This is a genomic window from Candidatus Avelusimicrobium fimicolum, assembly GCF_021632165.1.
GTDB classification, from domain to species: domain Bacteria; phylum Elusimicrobiota; class Elusimicrobia; order Elusimicrobiales; family Elusimicrobiaceae; genus Avelusimicrobium; species Avelusimicrobium fimicola.
This window is the reverse complement of the sequence record NZ_JAJWTS010000004.1, coordinates 15,127-30,688: the sequence shown is the minus strand read 5'-3', so window position 1 is coordinate 30,688 and position 15,562 is coordinate 15,127. Positions and strand designations below refer to the sequence as shown.

General features: G+C 49.5%; 11 protein-coding genes. 5 read left to right on the top strand and 6 right to left on the bottom strand.

Going from position 1 to position 15,562, the window contains the following annotated elements; all coding sequences use genetic code 11:
* Positions 1-1,197, top strand: coding sequence for a hypothetical protein (locus ACQY2K_RS02680; RefSeq protein WP_428040646.1), 1,197 nt, complete (start codon positions 1-3; stop codon positions 1,195-1,197).
* 189 nt (positions 1,198-1,386) lie between these two features.
* Here ACQY2K_RS02680 and ACQY2K_RS02675 read toward each other — a convergent pair whose 3' ends face one another.
* Entirely contained in the window at positions 1,387-2,511 is a 1,125-nt protein-coding gene (locus ACQY2K_RS02675; protein WP_428040645.1) for a hypothetical protein, read from the bottom strand.
* Between the two features lie 602 nt (positions 2,512-3,113).
* Between ACQY2K_RS02675 and ACQY2K_RS02670 the strand changes: the two genes are divergently transcribed.
* Positions 3,114-3,701 (top strand): type IV pilin protein, encoded by a 588-nt coding sequence (locus ACQY2K_RS02670; protein WP_428040643.1) that lies wholly within the window; start codon positions 3,114-3,116, stop codon positions 3,699-3,701.
* Between the two features lie 136 nt (positions 3,702-3,837).
* On the opposite strand, the gene ACQY2K_RS02665 is transcribed toward ACQY2K_RS02670, so the two are convergent.
* From ACQY2K_RS02665 to cysK, 5 genes are all read right to left on the bottom strand, one after another.
* The gene (locus ACQY2K_RS02665) at positions 3,838-5,307 is read right to left on the bottom strand and encodes a monomeric [FeFe] hydrogenase (protein ID WP_428040642.1); all 1,470 of its coding nucleotides are present in this window, start codon (positions 5,305-5,307) and stop codon (positions 3,838-3,840) included.
* A 34-nt stretch (positions 5,308-5,341) separates the two neighbouring features.
* A complete protein-coding gene (locus tag ACQY2K_RS02660; RefSeq protein WP_428040641.1) occupies positions 5,342-6,079 on the bottom strand; it encodes an endonuclease/exonuclease/phosphatase family protein in 738 nt (245 codons plus the stop codon).
* 1 nt (position 6,080) lies between these two features.
* Positions 6,081-7,511, bottom strand: coding sequence for a phospholipase D-like domain-containing protein (locus ACQY2K_RS02655; RefSeq protein WP_428040640.1), 1,431 nt, complete (start codon positions 7,509-7,511; stop codon positions 6,081-6,083).
* 68 nt (positions 7,512-7,579) lie between these two features.
* Positions 7,580-8,416: a hypothetical protein gene (locus tag ACQY2K_RS02650; protein ID WP_428040639.1), complete on the bottom strand. Its 837-nt coding sequence runs from the start codon at positions 8,414-8,416 to the stop codon at positions 7,580-7,582.
* An 8-nt stretch (positions 8,417-8,424) separates the two neighbouring features.
* Positions 8,425-9,345, bottom strand: a complete 921-nt coding sequence (gene cysK, locus ACQY2K_RS02645) for a cysteine synthase A (RefSeq protein WP_428040637.1) — start codon at positions 9,343-9,345, stop codon at positions 8,425-8,427.
* Positions 9,346-9,495: 150 nt separating this feature from the next.
* Here cysK and ACQY2K_RS02640 point away from each other — a divergent pair, with 150 nt between their 5' ends.
* Genes ACQY2K_RS02640 through ACQY2K_RS02630 form a run of 3 tightly spaced genes read left to right on the top strand, consistent with a single transcriptional unit; the run spans position 9,496 to position 15,472 of the window.
* A complete protein-coding gene (locus ACQY2K_RS02640) occupies positions 9,496-10,857 on the top strand; it encodes an efflux RND transporter periplasmic adaptor subunit (protein ID WP_428040636.1) in 1,362 nt (453 codons plus the stop codon).
* A 2-nt stretch (positions 10,858-10,859) separates the two neighbouring features.
* Positions 10,860-14,021: an efflux RND transporter permease subunit gene (locus tag ACQY2K_RS02635; RefSeq protein WP_428040635.1), complete on the top strand. Its 3,162-nt coding sequence runs from the start codon at positions 10,860-10,862 to the stop codon at positions 14,019-14,021.
* On the top strand, positions 14,018-15,472 hold the full coding sequence (locus ACQY2K_RS02630) for an efflux transporter outer membrane subunit (protein WP_428040634.1): 1,455 nt from the start codon (positions 14,018-14,020) through the stop codon (positions 15,470-15,472). The genes ACQY2K_RS02635 and ACQY2K_RS02630 overlap by 4 nt, the downstream gene beginning before the upstream one ends.
* The last annotated feature ends 90 nt before the right edge of the window (positions 15,473-15,562 follow it).

Here is a 15,562-nt window from a genome sequence, read left to right as displayed (position 1 = left end):
ATGTCCAATAAGGGGTTGGCCTTAGCGTTTCTTTGTGCTTTTTTTGTGGCGGCACCCGCTTCGGCGCAAAGTAAATTACCGGGCTTTTTTAAAGATTTAAAAATCACGCAGGCCTTGCGTGCCCGTTGGTTTAACAAAGTAAAATTTCAATTAAATAACCGCTTGATTACCGTGGCGGCGCGTTCGCACTCGTCCAATATACTGGCGGCCAGATTAACGGCCCCGCTGATACAAAATACTCTGGTCCTGCCCGCCAAGCCGCGCCCGTTATCGCCGGCGCCCCATTTTGTCCGTCAGGCCGTTTTTACCTTGCAGCATTCCCCCCAAACGCACGGAAAGGGCTCCGCCTTTGCTATAAGAATAAATGGGCAAGTGTGGGGAGTTACCGCCAAGCATATTTTAAATGATATCGGGCGGGAGCCGTATATTGAATTGTTTGACGAAAACGGAAAACCCTTTTATACGCAAATTTTCACGGTGCGGGAAGGCCATTTGCGCGGGGCAGATATTGCTATTTTTAAAATTCCGCCGCAACTTAATAACTATATTGTGCCTTTGGAGGCAGACGAAAAATTGCCGTCGCCCGCGCATGCGGTACAATCGGCGGGGTTTTCACGCGGCAATTTTGCCTGGTTTAATAAGGTGGATATTTTGTTTTCCAGTCCGCATCGTATTTTGGCGCGCTATCAGGATTTTCCTGTTTTAAACGGTTATTGCGGCTCGCCTCTGCTTGTCAACGGGAAAGCCGTCGGTGTGTTTGTGGGTATTGTGGGCAATACCAATACGCAAAGCGCCGAGTGGCGCAAGTTGTTGGACAACAAGCCCATTAACGATTTTAACCAAATTGTGCCCATACAATGGGTGCGCCGCTTGGTGGAGCAGGTTAATCATCCGCAGCAAGCCACGGGTACTTTAATCCGCATATTGGGCCGCCCGATTACACACCTAACACCCGATGACGCTGTGATAAAAATTCAGCAATTTAGAAAGGGCCGCCTTTACAAACAAATTTCCGCTTATCCGTTTATGGATTACCTGCATTTGGAACGGTTTTTTGATGTTGAGGCACACGACAAAATACGAGTGATTATCCACAAGGGGAGCAACGCCGGGGCGCGCCCTGCGGAACGTTGGTACGATTTGGACCTTTCCACAGGCACCCTGACGGGTCCTGCGGACGGCAACTCCCTGCGCTGACTAACGATTAATGGAGCAACACTATTTTTGCAATGCCGCGGACAAACGAAACGGCAACAATAAAAAATACATTGTTTAGTTGTCATCCCTGAGGAATTGGCGGCCCGCAGGGTTCGGGGATCTGTTGTTATTAAATGCGGGAGGACGGCAAAAATTTAGCCCCCGGTTTTGCCGGGGACTGGTTAATTACTACTGGTTTAAAAGTTCGCGCGCGGATAAATTCCCGCCTGCCGAGGCTTTTTCCAGCCAGAGGCGTCCTTCCTTTTTATCCTTCGCCACGCCTAGCCCTTTCCAATAAATTTGCCCCAACACATATTGCGCGGCAGTATCATTTTGATTGGCGGCTTTCTTAAAAAATTCAATTGCCAAGGGTACAGAACGCTCGGTTCCTTGCCCTTGCATCAGCATAAAACCCGTCATATATTGCGCTGGGGCTGATCCACCCTCCGCGGCATTGGAAAACCAAGCAAAGGCATCTTGGTAATTGGGCGGATTTGCCTTGTAGGCACGCTCGCCCAAGGCATACTGGGCGGCCGGAAATTTGGCTTGTGCCGCTGCGCCTAGCAGTTCTAATGCTTTATTTTCGTCCGGGGAGGTTCCCTCTCCCTTTTGGTACATTTCTGCCAGTTCAAGGGCTGCCGCAGGCAACTGCCCCTCTTGCCAAGCCAAGGTTAAATATTTCAAGGCTTCTTCGTCATTTTTAGTAACGGGATAACCCATGTGATACCCTTCCCCGGCGGAGAGTTGCGCTTGGCTGTCGCCTTGTGCGGCTAACAATAAGGTGGCGGAAAAACGGTTCACTACATCATAAAAATCAGGGTCTGCTTCCCGCAAGGAGCGTAAGGCTTGCTGGGCCGGTTGGCTTCCCATAGCAGAGGCTTTTAAATTCCACAAAATAGCATCTCCTTTGTTGGCGGAAAGGCCTCCTAATCCCTCGTTATAAAAGCGCGCCAGTTCCGTTTGGGCGGACACATTACCTGCCTGCGCGGCCAGTTGCAAATAGGGCAGGGCTTCCTCGTAATCTTGCTTTACCAAAGTACCTTGGATATATAACCGGGCGAGTTTCCAATCGGCCGAAGCATCGCCTTGCGCGGCGGCTTTCTTGTACCACTCGGCGGCTTGTGCGCCGCTAGGCTCTACTCCAAGGCCTTGCGCATAAAAATCTCCTATTTTCACAGCCGCAGACACATCACCGGCTTGGGCTTGGGTTAAGGTTTTGGCAAAATTGCGTTGTTGCGGTGTTTTGTAAAACGCGTACGCATACACACCCGCGATGACCGCGAGGACTACTATGATTTTTAAAATTTTCTTCATAAAACTCCCGGGAAATGCTTTTTATATCTCTTTTTATTATACCTGTTTTGAGGTTTGTCCTAACGTACAAACTTATATGCGTTCATATTTACAAGGCCATCCTGAATTTAATAGTCCGAAGAGTGCAGTCATCCTGGAAAGTCGGCCGGTGCGGAGTGTTCCAGCATCTGTTGTTATAAAAAAAGGAAAACAACGGATACTGGACAGAAACCTTCCAGTATGACCTTTTTTTATAAACGACCAACGACCCCAGTAGTAGGTCCTGAAACCTATCAATAGACCCCGTACAGAAACACTACGGGGTGGCGCCTAGCGGTAAGGGCGGCAGTTCAGAATGACCCCAATTTTTATGACGGCCTTGTTTTATTTATTGTTGTCGTTTCGTTGGTTTGCAACCTTACAAAAAAAGTGTGGCTCTACTAGTCAAAAGAGGGGGAAAAAGTAAGCCGTCCGCAGGACTTCTTTCTAAAAGGGTTGTTTTATTTTTTTTTTTGTTAAAATTTTGACAATTAAGGCCGGATATACCCGGATGTGTCTGCTGTATAAAAATGCGTATAAAAGGCCGTTTTGCTCAAATATAAAGGTCTTAACAAGGAGAAAAAATGAAAGGGTTTAACAAAATTTGGCGTTTGTTGCCGTCATCCCCGAGAGTTTCTGTCGGGGAACTGATTTTATTCAAAAAGGAAAACGACAGATTCCCGAACCCTGCGGGCCGCCAGTTCCTCGGGAATGACAACTTTATGAAAAAAGAAGGTCATCCTGAACTTGTTTCAGGATCTACATCTTGGGTTGTGAACCGTGGATTTACCTTAATTGAACTTCTGGTTGTTGTTCTTATTATCGGTATTTTGGCGGGGGTAGCATTGCCGCAATACCAAAAAGCCGTGGCAAAGGCGCGCTATACGCAAATGATTACGGCGGGGAAATCACTCAAAGACGCAATGGAATTATATTATATGGCAAACGGGGATTACCCCGTATTTTGGAGTGATTTAGATATTACTTACCCCGGATGTAGTGAGGGTACGGGGCGGTATATGCTTTGGTGTGATAAATTTGCGGTGGATATGTTTGCGGGAAGCAATAAGAACCTTCTTTTTGGGATACTTATGGAATTGAAAATGGGGGCAGAGAACAATCTACGGCTGAAATTTCTTCTAAAAGCCAAGCCACTTATACCGTTTGGTTAGACCAATCAGCCAATCCTGGCAAAACCTCTTGCAATAGCAGAATTACGGGCCTTTGCCAAAGTATGGGTTTTTGATTGAATCTATATAAAAAGCACCCCGGGTTGTAAAAGCCCGGGGTGTTTTTTAAAAGCGTTTGTTATTTCGCTTCTTCTTTTTTATCGTCCAAAGCGCAGGGCACTTTGGGGCTGGCGGCGACTAAGTCTTTAATCGGCTTAATGACTTGGGCTTGTTTTTTCATTGTGCAGGGGCCGCCGATACAGCCTCCTTTGCAACTCATTACTTCCAACAGTTGGAAATCTCCCGCGCCTTTGGCAAATGCGTTAAGCATTAACATCGCCTTTTTGTCCAAGCCGTTAATGGCCATCTTTTTAAAGGGACGTTTGCCCGCAATCGCGTTTTCTACTGCTTGGGCCACGCCACCGGTTACGCCATAGTAACGGGCCTCGCCGGAGATAGACGGGTCAAGCGGCATTTCTTCGCACTCGGCCGGGTTAATACCTTTGGCTTCCAACATAGCGCCCAATTCTTCGTATGTCATTACATAATCAATATTGGGGTCGTCCATCCCTTCCACACGTTTGGACACGCACGGACCGACAAAAACGGTAATAAAACCGTTTTTCTTTTCAATATCGGCGGTGTAAGAAGCCGGGGTCTTGGTGTGGGAAACAAAATCTTTCAAAGCCGGCAAATGCTTTTTGACGGCTTGTACCCACGCCGCACAGCAGGAGGTGGTCATAAAGCGCGAACCGTTTTCCAAGCGTTCCACGAGTTCGCGCGCCTCGTTGGCGGTGGTAATGTCCGCGCCCAGGGCCACTTCGGTTACTTTGTCAAAGCCCGCCTTTTTGATAGCGGTCATCAACTGCGGTAAGGTGCAGTCAAACTGCCCGACGATAGACGGCGCAATCATTGCGCATACTTTGTGGGTGCTCTTTAATTGGCTCAAAATATCAATTAACTGGCTGCGCTCCATAATGGCGCCAAAGGGACACGCATCCATACAGTGCCCGCAGGAAATACACTTGTCAAAATCAATTTCGGCAAAACCGTTTTCGCCTTTGTGGATGGCGTTTACCGGGCAGGATTGTTCGCACGGAACAGGTACATAGGTAATAGCGTTGTAGGGGCAGACGGCCTTGCATTGTCCGCAATTTTTGCATTTATCCGGATCAATATGGGAGCGTCCGTCGGCAAACGAAATAGCGCCGAACTTGCAAGCCTGTTGGCACGGACGAGCCAAGCAGCCTTGGCAGGCTTCGGTTACCAGGTGGCGTGCTTTTACGCAACCTTTACAGGCAATATCCATTACGGTCAGCGGTGTTTCCGGCACGGCCTTGCGCAAGAGGGCTTCTTTGGCATATTCGTTAAGCGACGTGGCTTCGTCGTCTTGTTCTACGCTTCCGCCCAACGCGGCTAACGTGCGGGCGCGAAAGACGGCCCGTTCTTTGTAAATGCAGCAGCGCACCGTAGATTTGGAATCTTTCGGCAGCACTTCAAAGGGAATAGCATACGCTTTGGTTTCAAGCGTACCTTTATCAAACGCGGCAACCACTTTTTTAAGGGCTTCGCGTTTAAAATACACGGCTTTATTGTCAGAGATATTCATAATTCTTATATTTTACCATATTTGTATTGGGCTTTTAGGCTTCTAGGCGGGCGAACAGCATATTATGGTCAGACCCGCGTGTAACGCGTACGCCGGCGGCTTTTACACGCAAGCCCCGCACGAACAGATAATCTACCGGACGGCCCAAACAACGGGTGCGGGTGTCCGGCTCAAACGGCACTTCGGTGAGTCCTGCCGCGCGGACCATTTGGTGCAAAAGTCTGCGGCGTTTGAGACTCCACGCATTGAAATCTCCTCCCAAAAGTACGGGGCCGCTATAATTTAGCAATAGTTCGGCGGCACGTTGTAAATTGCTGGCAAAGGGTTTTAGACCCCGAAAATTAATGGCGTGGATGTTGATAACAAGCAAGGTTCGTTCCCCGTCCAAAGGAATAAGGGTTGCCAACATCATTTTAGGTACGTGCAGCAGCGGTTCGCGCTCCCCGGTTTTAAAGGATATGTTAAGCGGCTTGGCAATGCATCCCGTAGCTACCCCTGTGGGGCTGTTGTGGCGGGATAAGAAACTGACGGCCCCGCTCCAATGATAGGGCGTTTGCTCCATTATTTCAAGCACTTGGGGGAAACTGCATACCTCTTGTGCCAAAAATAAATCCGCGGCGGCGGCCGCTTTTTTAAATTCTTCACCCCACGGCTTTTGCTTGCTCTTTTGCCAGTTCCAAATGCACACGGTAAAGCATTTGGGGAGTATGCTTGCGGTGGGGCGGCCGTGTTGCACCAGAATTTTATCGGCTTGGGGTTGTTTGTAGAACATATTAATAATAGGGGGTTAATAATTTAAACGCATTGTTGCGCAAGGTGCGCCAAAAGGGTGGTTTTTCTTTTTCCCATTTTTCAAGAAATGCTCCCTCTTTTTTGCGGGTGATTATTTGGGCCAACTGTCCGGCCAGTTGCTTATCAGTGCATTCCATATTGCACTCAAAATTTAATTTAAAACTGCGTACGTCCCAGTTAGCCGAACCGACAAAAATCCAGGCTGTGTCCACCAGTACAATTTTGCTATGGTCAAACGGCGGGCGGGTGCGGTAGATTTTTACACCCTTTTTAAGTAATTTGGCAAAGTTTGCGCGCATAGCGTAATCCATACCGAAAATATTGCTTTTGGAAGGCAAAATAATTTCTACGCGGACGCCCCGCATAGCAGTTACTTCCAAGGCGGACAAAATATTGCTCTCCGGCAGGAAATAAGGGGTAACAATGCTTACGCTGTGTTGTGCGCAGGAAAGCGCGCCCAAAATCAGTTGTTCCAGTTTGCCGTAGTCGCTATCCGGACCGTCGGGAATAATGCGTGCGGGCATATGTCCGGGCAGCCTTTTGGAGTAGTTAAAGGAAACGGGTGTAAAATGGTTTTTCCCCGCAAAGAGCCAGTCCTCTTCAAACACGCGCGACATTTGGTCCACCACCGGGCCGGAAACTTTAAAGGTAATGTCCTGTATCGGTTCCTTGGGGTTTGTTTTAACGAGGTTCCCTGCGGCAATATTCATCCCGCCGAAAACGGCAGTCTCTCCGTCCACGATTAAAATTTTACGGTGATTGCGTAAATTAACAAAAGGCAAATTAATGGGGCTTTTAGACGGTAAAAAAACGGCAAAATCAAGCCCCTTTATTTTGCGCAAGGCGGCATCAATCGTAGGTTTGGAATAGTTCAGCCCCACTCCGTCCACCAATACTTTTACCTTGGTGCCGTTTTTAACGGCTTGTTTTAAAGCGGGGATAAAAAGTTGTCCGGCGCGGTCGTTATCAAAGATATAACTTTGCAGTAAAACTTCTTGTTTGGCCCCTGCAATCAGGCGGCACATTTCCGGATAGGCTTCATCCCCGTTTACCAAGGCTTCTGCCCGGTTACCGAAAGAAAAAAGTTGCGGGTGGACTTTGTACCCTAACCGCAAAAGTTGCAAAAAGGGGAGCGGAATTTCTTTGCGGATTTCTTGCTCGGTTTTCCCTGTTATGGCCATTAGGTTTGGGCCTTTGTTGCGCAGAGACAAGGCTTTGCGGCGGATACGGTTAATGCCAAACAGGACATACATAATGCTGCCCAACAGCGGAGCCAACCACACCAAGCCAATCCAACCGATAGAACTTTTTACGTCGTCCTTATAGCGCAAAATATGCCCCGTTACAAAAATTTGCAAGAGGATATATAAGGCACCGGCAATACTAAAAGATGAAAGAGATACCGTATCCATATTTCTATTATAGGAAATCTGTTCACGCACGCAACAAAAAGCCCGCCACGGGGCGGCCCTTAAAAGGGTTAGTTAAGCGGCGTCCCTGCCGGAATTTTGCTCGGTGTAAGCGCGGGCAGCGGCGTTGCGTTTACGGCGCGGGGCATATAGGCTTGGTCGGTTACCGTTCCGCCGGATACAAGGGCTTTGCGTGTGGGGCGCTGTTGCTTTTGGCGGGCTTGTTGCCCGGCCTGTTCCCGTGCGGTTTGGGTCTCTTTTTCTTGTTTGGCAAGGGCTTTATTGGCTTGGGAGAGTTTAGTAGTGTACTCCGTAAAGGCTTTTTCGCCGGATAAAATATCTTTTAAAGAGTCTCCTTCAAACACAAAATAAGTAGGCACGGGCGTTGGGTGGTTTACATCTGTATATTCCAAGCGATAAACGGAATAGGTTTTATGAGTCGCTTTGTCCAGCAAATTGGTAAGTGTTGCCCGGGATTCGTATGTGCGCAAAAAGTCGCTCCGGCTGACCCCTAAATTAACACCGTATTTTAGGTTGACGGCTAACACGTCGGCTATGTCGGCCGCACACGCGACAAAGGTTTGCGGGTCTTGGGCTTTAAACAGAAATTTGCGGTAGTCGCCGTCGTCGCTTCCGTAACGGACATAAGCATACCTTTTTCCGTTTTGGGCGCGGATAATTCTATCTGCGGACGACACGTTTTCTACTTGGTAGAGTACATAAGTTTTGTCTTTCCCGCGGAAAAGGCGCGTGAGTTGCCGGGCATTTTTGTTCCAAACGGAAATACCTTGGCGCGGCGAGGAACTCTCCCCGTGCATTTCAATCACAATTTCCGGTTCGGGTGCGGCTTGCGCGGTTGCCCCTAGTGCTAGGAAACTTAAAAAGCCTGCAATTATCCATTTGTTCATTATATCTCCTAATCAAAAAGTCCGGTGGTTAAATACCGTTCTCCCCCGTCTGGCAGTAAGACAACAATATTTTTGTCCTTGTTTTCGGGCCGTTTGGCAAGTTCCAAGGCGGCCCATAACGCGGCCCCGCCGGATATACCGGGCAAAATGCCTTCTTTTTTGCCCAATTCGCGTGCGGTTTGACGGGCATCAGCCGTTTTGACAGGGAGGATTTCATCCAGTACACTCCTGTCCAAATTTCCCGGCACAAAGTTGGCCCCAATGCCCTGTATGCCGTGCGGCCCGGCTTTACCCGCAGACAAGAGGGGGGATTCGGCGGGTTCTACGGCTACGATTTTGATGTGCGGGTTTTGTTTTTTTAAATAACGGCCTACCCCGCTAATCGTTCCGCCGGTGCCCACTCCGGCTACAAAAATATCTGCTTTTCCGTTTAAGGCGTGCCAAATTTCCGGTCCGGTGGTTTCCTCGTGTGCGCGGGGGTTATTGGGATTGTCAAACTGACCGGGCATAAAGGCTCCGGGCGTTTCTTGTACTATTTTTACAGCGGCTTCTACAGCCCCCTTCATTCCATCTGCCTTTGGGGTAAGAACAATTTGCGCCCCTAACGCTTTTACCAGTTTCACGCGCTCTGCGCTCATACTTTCGGGCATAGTTAAAATCATTTTGTAACCGCGTGCGGCGGCCAAAAACGCAAGTGCAATCCCCGTATTTCCGCTGGTGGGTTCTACTACGGTGCCGCCGGGGAGCAGTTTCCCTTCGTTCTCGGCTGCATTTAACATATATAAGGCGGCGCGGTCCTTTACGCTGTACGGGTTAAACATTTCCAGTTTGGCCCAAATGTGCGCGGGTGCGGTGTTAATTCTTTTCAGTTCCAGTAATGGCGTATGCCCAATGGTTTGTTCCAACTGTGTAAAATTTTTTTCGTTCATATATTTCCCCAAGGCACTCCCTTATTATAAGTGTTTGTGTAAAAATTGCCAGTACCCTCTTTTAACTAATTATATAAAAGCGTTGCCACAGGAAAAATTTTTATATAATCTTTGGAAAGACATTAACCTTATTAGATTGGGAGAAACCTTGTGAAGAAAACATACTTTTTGCCCGCGGCCGTAATGGCTTTGGGCTTGGCAACAGTTTTTGTTTCCGGTTGCAAAAAATCTACCGCCGGCGGTGCGGCCGCACCGACTATGGTTAATGCGGTAGAGGTGGTACAACAGGATTTGCCTTGGGACATTGAATACCCGGCCCAAGTGGCGGGGTCGTTGGAAATTCAAATCCGTGCGCAAGTGGGCGGTATTTTGGAAGCCCGCTTATATAACGAAGGCGAATATGTAGAAGAAGGCAAACAACTTTTTCAAATTGATGACAAACAATATAAGGTAGCGTTGGAAAAGGCCCAGGGCGCTTTGGCCCAAGCCCAGGCCGAGGAGCGCCGCACCCAGCGCACTTATGCGCGTATGAAAAAACTCCGCGCCGACAATGCCGTCAGCCAACAGGATTACGATAATGCCCTTTCCGCTTATGACACCGCCAAAGCCAATGTGCAGGTGGCGCAGGCGGGGGTAAACGATGCCCAAATTAATTTAGGTTACACCAAGGTTACGGCGCCGATTTCCGGTATTGCCGGGAAAGAAACGCAATCCGTCGGCAGTTTGATTTCCGCCGCGGGCGAATCGGGCCTTTTAACGACAATGGTGCAAATTGACCCCTTGTATGTAAACTTTTCTATGCCCAGCCGCCAGTTTGAAAAATTGGCCGCCGGTTTTATGTCCGGGCAAATTGTATTAGGCAGTGATGATAAACAACTGTTAAAGCCCGAGGAATACCGCAAATTGACTGCTTCCCAGGCCCCGGTGTATGTAGAGGCTGTTTTGCCCAACGGCAGTTTGTATTCCGAAAGGGGTAAAATTGTCTTTTTTGACAGTTCCGAAAATACCCAAACGTCCAGTTTGGCTATCAAGGCGGAGTTTGCCAATCCCAAAAAAAGCCGTGCTTTAATGCCGGGGCAATTTGTCCGTGTTCACTTGGTGGGTGCTATTTATAAAAACGCTATTTTAATTCCGTCCTCTGCCGTTCTTAACAGTGCGCAGGGCAAAATTGCTTATGTGATTGATGCCAACAATATGGTTGCGGCCCGCCCGATTCAAGCCGAATTGCAGGACGATATGTATATCGTCAGCGACGGTTTAAAGGCCGGCGAAAAAGTGGTATCGGACGGACTTATCCGCTTGCGCCCGGGTATGCAGGTTACTGCGCAAATGCAAAAATTTATGCCTGTTCAGCCTGCGCCTGCCGCCTCCCAACCGACGACGGAGGGAGATGTAGCCAAATTGGAAGCGGCAATTGAATCTGCCGAAGCACCGGACGAGCAAGCCTTACCGCAGGATGCCGCCCAAGCCAAAGAAGTACAGTCCGCCGATAACGCGCAGACGGGGAAATAATTATGTTCTCTAAATTCTTTATTAACCGTCCTATTTTTTCTACGGTTATTTCGCTGTTGATTTCCTTGGCGGGTATCGTGTCTATTACGATGCTGCCTATTGAACAATACCCCGACTTAACTCCGCCCACCGTGCAGGTGTCGGCCAGTTATCCGGGGGCCAGCCCGGAAGTAATTGCCAATACAGTGGCAGCTCCGCTGGAACAGCAGGTGAACGGGGTGGAGGATATGCTGTATATGAACTCCACTTCTTCCTCTAACGGGGATATGAAACTGACTGTTTCTTTTAAAGTCGGTACCGACCCGGACCAGGCAATGATTAACGTCAACAACCGCGTGCAGGGAGCCACGGCTACCTTGCCGGAGGACGTTCGCCGCTATGGTATTCAGGTCAATAAAAAATCTTCCGCTATTTTGCAGTTGATTGCGCTTTATTCCCCGAGAGGACGTTCCGATACGACAACGGTGGGAAACTATGCGCTTCTTAACATTGTAGATGACTTAAAACGTATTGAAGGCGTGGGCGACGCGCAGGTAATGTCCGCCAACGACTATTCTATCCGCATTTGGATTAAGCCGGATGTCCTTTCCCAGCGCGGCTTGTCTGTGAGCGATATCGCCTCTGCCGTGCAGGCGCAGAACGTACAGCGTGCGGCGGGCAAAATCGGCCAGCCTCCGCTGCCGGTAGCGGTGGACCGCTCTTATTCCATTATTGCGCCCGGCCGTTTGACCGACCCTAAACAATTTGAAGATATTATTTTGCGCGCGAATAAAGACGGTACTTCCTTGCGCTTAAAAGATGTTGCTACGGTGGAACTCGGCAGCCAGACATATGAATTTAGCGGTAACTACAACGGTAAACCGGCAGTGCCGATTGGGGTGTATCTCTCCCCGGGGGCCAACGCCGTAGCCACCGCGCAAGCCGTTGAAAAACGTATGCAGGAATTGTCCGCCAACTTCCCGCCCGATTTGGATATGGAATACAAAGTTGCTTACGATACCACCTTGTTCGTAAAAGCATCTATTAAAGAAGTAATCCATACCTTAATTGAAGCGATGATTTTGGTGTTTTTGGTGGTTTATTTGTTCTTAAAGGACTGGCGCGCCACGTTGATTCCGTGTTTGGCGGTGCCGGTGTCCATTATCGGTGCGTTTGCCGGGATGAAACTTTTTGGTTTCTCCATTAATACGCTTACGCTTTTCGGCCTAGTGCTTGCTATCGGTATGGTGGTGGACGATGCTATCGTGGTAATTGAAAACGTGGAACGTATTATGGACGAGGACGATCTGCCTGTTAAGGAAGCCACCATTAAGGCTATGGACGAAGTATCCGGCCCGGTGGTGGCGATTGTACTCGTACTGTGCTCCGTGTTTGTGCCGGTGGCATTTATGGGTGGCTTGACGGGTGTGATGTACCAGCAGTTTGCTATTACGATTGCCGTGTCCGTCGTTATTTCCGGCTTGGTCGCGCTGACCCTGACGCCTGCTTTATGCGCCCTTTTGCTTAAAAAGCAAGAAAAGCCTACGAGTGGATTTTTCTATAAATTTGACCAATTCTTTGGCAAATTAACCAAAAAATACGGCACTTGGGTTGCCTATTTTATCCGCCGCTTATCGGTCTCTGCGGTAGTGGTTGCACTCTTCTTCTTGTCCGCGTGGGGGATGTTTAAAATCGTTCCCAGCAGTTTGTTGCCCGATGAAGACCAAGGTATGATTATGGTTTCCACGCAGTTGGACCCGGCCTCCTCGTTGGCCAGCAGCGATAAGGTCGCCGGCGAATTGGAAAAATTAATTTTGGCCCAACCCAGCGTATCTGACGAACTGACCTTTGCGGGTTTTGATATGTTAAGCAGCACAATGAAAAGCAGCGGTATTGCTTCGTTTATCAAATTAAAACCGTGGGAAGAACGCAAAACCAAGGCGTTGTCCTCTGCGGGGCTTGTAGGGGCACTTTATATGCAGGCCAAAAATACAATTCCGGGTGCGATAGTAATGCCGTTCAACCCGCCGCCCATTATGGGTATGAGCACCACGGGCGGTTTGGAAGGGTATATCCAAAACCGTGGCTCCGGCGACAGCCGGGACCTGGAAGCCCAAACCCAAAAGTTTATTGCCGCCGCACAAAAACGGCCTGAACTTTCCAGTGTCAGCACCACTTTCTCTGCCGCCGTGCCTCAGTATTCTATGACGGTGGACGAAATCAAAGCGCAGGCAATGGGTGTACCGCTTTCATCCTTGTACGCCACTTTGCAGGGCACGTTTGGTACTACATATGTAAACGATTTTACCTATTCGGGCCGCAGTTTTAAGGTAATGATGCAGGCCGAAGGTTCATACCGCGCCCGCCCCGAACAAATTGCGGAAGTGTATGTGCGTTCCAACTCGGGTGCGATGGTGCCGCTTTCGGCGCTTATCACGCTTACTCCTTCGTTGGGTGCCGATATGGTGGAACGCTTTAACGTGTTCCCGGCGGCCAAAGTAATGGCGAATCCGGCTGCGGGTTATAGTTCCGGTGATGCTATTCGTGCTATGGAAGAAACCGCCAAAGAGGTGTTAGATTCCAACTTTACGCTCGCCTGGACGGGTACTACTTACCAGGAAACCATTTCGGGCAGTTCCTCTGCCACGGCCTTGATGCTGGGTATGTTGGTAGTGTTCCTGATTTTGGCTGCCCAGTACGAAAAATGGAGTCTGCCCGTGGCTGTGTTGTTGGCGGTGCCGTTTGCTATTTTTGGTGCCTTGGCGGGCACTTGGGCGCGTGGCCTTGCCAACGATATTTACTTCCAAATTGCGTTGGTGGCCTTGGTCGGCTTGGCGGCTAAAAATGCTATTTTGATTGTGGAATTTGCCGTAATGTTAAAAGAGCAAGGGGTAGAAACCGCCAAAGCCGCGGTGCAAGCCGCCGAACTGCGTTTCCGCCCGATTGTAATGACGTCTTTGGCTTTCATTTTAGGGTGCGTGCCGTTGGCTATCAGCACAGGTGCGGGGGCGGCCAGCCGCCACTCTATCGGTACGGCTGTGGTCTTTGGTATGTTGGCCGCTACTGTTATTGCACCGTTGTTTATCCCGCTGTTCTTCTGTCTGTTTTCAGGGTGGAAGAAAGAGCCGGAACAAATCGGTGTGGTGGTGGACCACGTGGAAGAAACGAAAAAGGAGAATTTATGAACTATAAGCACATAGGGGCAGTATTGGCCTCGGCCTTGCTATTGGCCGGGTGTTTAATGGGGCCTAACTACAAACAGCCGGATTTAGATTTGCCCACGGGCGAAGCGGCGGATAATTTCAGCATTTTCACCAATGCCAAATGGTGGGAAGTGTTTGAAGATTCCACTTTAAACGAGTTGGAAAACACCGCCTTGACCTACAACAAGGACTTGCAAGCGGCAGTTGCCCGCGTGGACGAAGCCCGCGCGGCGGTAGGTATTGCTACGGCGGACCAGTTGCCCAGTTTGTCTGCGGCCGGACAGGCGGGCCGCGCCGGAAATAATTTAGGCTCCGGCGAGAGCCAAAGCACGGCTAATGTGTCGGTGTCGTTTGAACTTGATTTGTGGGGCAAATACCGCCGTTTGAGCGAGGCGGCCCGCGCCCAACTGTTGGCAAGCGAAGCGGCCCGCGATACGGTCCGCTTGACCCTGACCGCCGACGTGGCCAAAAACTACTTTGCCTTGCGCACCTTGGACGAACAATTATTAATTGCCCAACGCACTTTAAAGGCTCGGCAGGAGAACGTCCGCATTTACACCAGCCGTTATAATAACGGATATAGCACCGAGGTAGATTTGAAGCGCGTGGAAGCCAATATGGCCAACGTGCAGGCCCAGGAACAGCAACTGCGCTTAAAAATAGCGCAGACGGAAACGGCCTTGTCTGTGCTTTTGGGTAAATCACCGCGGGAAATGGTGGAAAATAATACCCCACGCGGCAAGAGTTTGGCGGAAATTACGTTAATTCCAAATGTGCCGGAAGGGTTACCCTCTGACCTGTTGGCCCGCCGCCCGGATGTGCGTTCAGCCGAAGGGAAATTAATTGCCGCTAATGCCAATATCGGTGCGGCTCGTGCGTCGTATTTTCCCAGTATTCCGCTGACGGCCTCCGCCGGGTACGCAAGCGGTGCGCTTAATAATTTGTTTACGGGTTCCGCCGGCATTTGGGCTATTGGCGGCCAAGTGCTTGCGCCTATTTTTGAGGGCGGCAAAATCCGCGCCCAAAACAAACAGGCCGAAGCCGCTTACCGCGAAATGTTGGCTACTTACGAAAAAACGGTACAGGGCGCGTTTAAAGAAGCGCTGGATGCCTTGTCCGCTAACCGTATCAACCGCGATATTTTTGACTCGTACAAACAGCAAACCGAGGCTATGCGTCGCAGTTATGATTTGACGAAAAAACAGGAAGATGCCGGCCTTATCGGCGTAACAGATTTGCTCAATGTAGAGGAAAATTTGCTGTCGGCTGAAATGAATTTGGCCTCTGCCCGCAACGATGAATTGGCTGCGGTGGTTAATTTGTCCAAAGCCTTGGGCGGCGGATGGAACGTAAAGGACGGTTTTGGTCCGTATGAAAATCTGGTAAAAAAACAACAGGCCGAACTTGATAAGCAAGCAAAAGCCGAAAAATAAAACCTGTGAAGTTTTATTAAAAATTCCCCGGCGGTATGCCCGCCGGGGAGTTTTTTGCCCGAATTAACTCAAAAAATACGCAGTAAACTT

What these genes read in the sequence shown, in the direction of transcription:
- ACQY2K_RS02680 (WP_428040646.1), top strand. Translation starts at nt 1, where the DNA reads ATGTCCAATAAGGGGTTGGCCTTAGCGTTTCTTTGTGCTTTTTTTGTG.
- ACQY2K_RS02675 (WP_428040645.1), bottom strand. Translation starts at nt 2,511, where the DNA reads ATGAAGAAAATTTTAAAAATCATAGTAGTCCTCGCGGTCATCGCGGGT.
- ACQY2K_RS02670 (WP_428040643.1), top strand. Translation starts at nt 3,114, where the DNA reads ATGAAAGGGTTTAACAAAATTTGGCGTTTGTTGCCGTCATCCCCGAGA.
- ACQY2K_RS02665 (WP_428040642.1), bottom strand. Translation starts at nt 5,307, where the DNA reads ATGAATATCTCTGACAATAAAGCCGTGTATTTTAAACGCGAAGCCCTT.
- ACQY2K_RS02660 (WP_428040641.1), bottom strand. Translation starts at nt 6,079, where the DNA reads ATGTTCTACAAACAACCCCAAGCCGATAAAATTCTGGTGCAACACGGC.
- ACQY2K_RS02655 (WP_428040640.1), bottom strand. Translation starts at nt 7,511, where the DNA reads ATGGATACGGTATCTCTTTCATCTTTTAGTATTGCCGGTGCCTTATAT.
- ACQY2K_RS02650 (WP_428040639.1), bottom strand. Translation starts at nt 8,416, where the DNA reads ATGAACAAATGGATAATTGCAGGCTTTTTAAGTTTCCTAGCACTAGGG.
- cysK (WP_428040637.1), bottom strand. Translation starts at nt 9,345, where the DNA reads ATGAACGAAAAAAATTTTACACAGTTGGAACAAACCATTGGGCATACG.
- ACQY2K_RS02635 (WP_428040635.1), top strand. Translation starts at nt 10,860, where the DNA reads ATGTTCTCTAAATTCTTTATTAACCGTCCTATTTTTTCTACGGTTATT.
- ACQY2K_RS02630 (WP_428040634.1), top strand. Translation starts at nt 14,018, where the DNA reads ATGAACTATAAGCACATAGGGGCAGTATTGGCCTCGGCCTTGCTATTG.